General features: G+C 73.7%; 3 protein-coding genes. All 3 read left to right on the forward strand.

Translation table 11 applies throughout. From position 1 onward, the window contains the following. Positions 1 to 904 (forward strand): DUF4139 domain-containing protein (locus tag ACFVDP_RS12215; RefSeq protein ID WP_383487382.1); only part of this gene is annotated, 904 nt, incomplete at its 5' end. Between the two features lie 6 nt (positions 905 to 910). Beyond that, positions 911 to 2,521 (forward strand): mucoidy inhibitor MuiA family protein, encoded by a 1,611-nt coding sequence (locus ACFVDP_RS12220; protein WP_383487385.1) that lies wholly within the window; start codon positions 911 to 913, stop codon positions 2,519 to 2,521. 117 nt (positions 2,522 to 2,638) lie between these two features. Next, entirely contained in the window at positions 2,639 to 3,430 is a 792-nt protein-coding gene (locus ACFVDP_RS12225) for an IclR family transcriptional regulator (protein ID WP_383487388.1), read from the forward strand. Positions 3,431 to 3,572 lie beyond the last annotated feature (142 nt).

Below are 3,572 nucleotides of genomic sequence, written 5' to 3' on the forward strand. Positions count from 1 at the left end.
GGTGGCGCCCGCGGCTCCCGGCGCGGCGTTCGCCGCCCCGCCGCCGCCTCCCGCGCCACCCGGGCCGCCGGTGCCCAGCACCGCCGAACTCGACTACGCCGACCTGGTCCTCGCCGGTCCCGACGCGTCGAGGGGCGATCGTGGACTGCTCGCGCCGGGGTCCTCCGTGGACCGGGTGGCCGCCGAGTACCGGCGCCGCGCCGAGTCGGTGGGCTCGCTGCCGCTGCCCGAGCGCGCGGTGAGGCCGCGCGAGTCGGCCGGTTCCTTCGACCATCGCTACGACGCCGAGGGCCCCGCCGACATCCCCTCGGACGGCACCTGGCACACCGTCACCGTCGCGGAACTCCCGGTCGGCCTGCGCACCGAGTACCTGTGCGTGCCGTCCGTCGAGGAGACGGTGTACGCCACGCTGGTGCTCGCCAACGGCACCGGCCGGGCGCTGCTCGCCGGTCCCGTGGACGTCACGGTCGACGGTGAACACCTGCCGACGGCCGCGCTGCCCACCCTCGCCCCGGGCGGCACCGGCCGGGTCGGGCTCGGGCCCGCCGAGGCGGTCCGGGTGAGCCGCCGCACCGAACTGCGCGAGTCCACCTCGGGGTTGCGGTCCACGACCACCGTCCTCGACCACCGGATCCATGTGGAGCTGGCCAACCGGCTGTCCCGCGCGGTCACCGTGGAGGTCCGCGAGCGCGTTCCCGTCACCTCCCAGGCCGACGTCCGCGTCGAGGAACGGGCCGACTGGACCGAGCCCGGCGACGGCCACGAGGAGGCCGAACCGCACGTCCCCGGCACCCGGCTGTGGCGGGTGGACGTACCCGCGGGCGGCACCGCCGTGCTCGACGGCGGCTACGAGATCCGGATCCCGGCCGCCAAGGCCCTCACCGGCGGCAACCGGAGGAGCTGACCCGCCATGAACACATCTCCCGCGACCACCCGCCCCTCTTCCGAGACCACGGACCCTTCGGCGCCGGAGCTGATCCCGCTGCCGGTCACCGAGGTGACCTGCCTGGAGGACCGCGCGCACATCGCGCGGACCGCCGCACTCCAACTGGCTCCCGGTGTGCAGCGGTTGCGCCTCGGACCGGTCAGCGCGCTGGCCGTCGACCGCACTCTGCACGCAGAGCTCACCGGCGGCCCCGACGGCGCCACCGTCCTCGATGTCCGCGTGGTGCGGGCCTGGACGCCCCACGACCCCGAGCCGCCCACCGACGACGACTCGCCGCTGCGCCGCCGTCTGCACGCCCTGGGCGAGGAACGGCGGACCCTTGAGCAGCGCCGCGACCGGCTGCTGGCCCGCCTCGACCTGCTGAGCAGGCTCGCCGCCGACCTGCTGCGCGAGATCGGTGAGGGCGCGGGGTTCGGCGAGGCGGAACCGGAGCGCTGGAGAGCCGAGTTGGACCGGGTGGACGCCGAGCGGGCTTCGCACGAGGACGAACTCGGTTCCGTCGAGGCCGGTCTGGGGAACCTGCGCGTCGAACTGGCCTCCGCGCAGACCGCTTTGGACAGCACGGAGGAGGAGCCGCCCGAGCTCGCCGCGCATGTCGAACTGACGGTGCGCTCCCCGGCCGCGGGCCCGGCCGAGCTGCGCCTGGGGCACCTCACACCGTGCGCCCTGTGGCGCCCCGCCTACCGGGCGACGCTCGACGACGGAGAACTGACGCTGCGCACGGACGCGATGGTGTGGCAGCGCACCGGCGAGGACTGGACCGGCGTCCGCCTGACGTTGTCGACCGCACGCTCGTCCCTCGCCGCCGGACCGCCGCGCCTGGTCGAGGACCGACTGACCCTGCGCGACCGGTCCGCCGCCGAACGCCGGTCCGTGGAGATCGAGTTGCGCGAGGAGGACATCACCGACGTCGGCCCCGCTCAGGTGCCGGGCCTGCCGGGCGTGGACGACGGAGGAGAGGTACGTGTCCTGCGCGCCCCCACTCCCGCCTCGGTGCCCGGCGACGGGCGCGCCCACCGCGTGCCGCTGACCACCGCCGTCTCGCCCGCGCAGAGCGAGTACGTCTGCGCGCCGGAACTCTCCGCGCTGGTCACCGAGGTCGTACGGTTCACCGGCCCCGCCGGTCACGCCCTCCTGGCCGGCCCCGTGGAGCTGGTCCGCGGCAGCGGTTTCATCGGCCGCGCCACCCTGGACTTCACCGCGCCCGGCGCCACCCAGGAGCTGACGTTCGGCAGCGCGGACACCTGTCGGGTGACCCGGGAGGCCGAGGAGTCCCGGAGCACCACGGGCCTGACCCAGCGCACCGTCGTCACCCGCACGGTGCGGGTGCACCTGTCCCGCTTCTCCGCCCCGGATGAGACGGATGACCAGGTGATCGCGGTGCGCGAGCGGATCCCGGTGTCCGAGGTGTCGGACGTCGAGGTCCGCCTCCGCAAGGAGTCCTGCTCCCCCGCTCCGGACTCCCTCGACGCCGAGGGCATCGCCCGCTGGGACATCGCCCTCCCGCCGGGCGGACGGCGCACGGTGACGCTGGTGTACGAGGTGTCGGCGAGCGCGAAGGTGAGCGGCTTGTAGCCGGGCGCGCACACCGTCACCAGCAGGCGGGGTTCGGCTTGCGGAACCGCTGACAGGGCGGGCTGACGCGATATGCTGATGCAGATAGTGCAAGCCATTTGCAGAACGAGGAGGGTCATGGCTACTCGGGCGACCGACACCGGGACGAACCAGAGCGTCGAACGAGCGGTGTCGGTGTTGCGCGCACTGGACTCGGGCCGCGCCGAGCTGCGCGTGTCCGATGTCGCCGAGCTCACCGGCCTCGGCTCCTCCACCACGTCCCGGCTGCTGTCCACCCTCGAACGCCTGGACATGGTCGAGCGTGACCCCGTCAGCAATCTGTACCGCCTCAGCCTCGGCATCCTGCCGCTCGCGACCACCGCGGCGAACCGCCATCCCGTGCACCGGGCGGCCCGGATGGTCCTCCAGGACCTCGCCGCCCGTACCGGCCTCGGGGCGAATGTCGCCGTCCGCCGCGGGACCGAGCTGATGTTCCTGTGCAACTTCGAGGGCACCCGCGCCCCCAAGTCGTACACGCAGGCCGGGCACACCGCGCCGCTGCACGCCACCAGCATCGGCAAGTGCCTGCTCACCGGGCTCACGCCCAAGGAGCGCCGCAAGCTGCTGCCCGAGCCGCTCGCCGCGCACACCGACTACACGACCACCAGCCACGATCTGCTCGACACCGAGATGGACTCCGTGCGGCGCTCCGGCTACGCGATCGAGGCCGAGGAGCGCGCTCTGGGCCGGGCCTCCCTCGCCGCGCCGGTCCGCGACGCCTCGGGCGATGTCGTCGCCGCCATCTCGCTGTGGGGGCCCACCTCGGTGCTCGGTGACCACAGCACGGAGAACGACAGCCAGCGGCAGACCCTCACCCGTGAGGTCATCGAGGCGGCCGACGCCATCAGCCAGGCACTCGGCGCACTCTGAACCGCGTAACCACGTAGCCACGGGCTAGAAGGAAGGGGCCCCGGGTTCCGGGTATTTGACATGGAAGAGGGAACCCCTCCCTCCCCCCCTAGCGCCCCCCGACCTGCGCCCTTGACACAGGTACAGTTGTTCGCCGCCCCCC

It is taken from the genome of Streptomyces sp. NPDC057694 (assembly GCF_042799415.1).
Lineage (GTDB): Bacteria > Actinomycetota > Actinomycetes > Streptomycetales > Streptomycetaceae > Streptomyces.

Bases quoted from the DNA above. Each gene is read 5' to 3' on its own strand.
- ACFVDP_RS12220 (WP_383487385.1), top strand. From the start codon at position 911: ATGAACACATCTCCCGCGACCACCCGCCCCTCTTCCGAGACCACGGAC.
- ACFVDP_RS12225 (WP_383487388.1), top strand. From the start codon at position 2,639: ATGGCTACTCGGGCGACCGACACCGGGACGAACCAGAGCGTCGAACGA.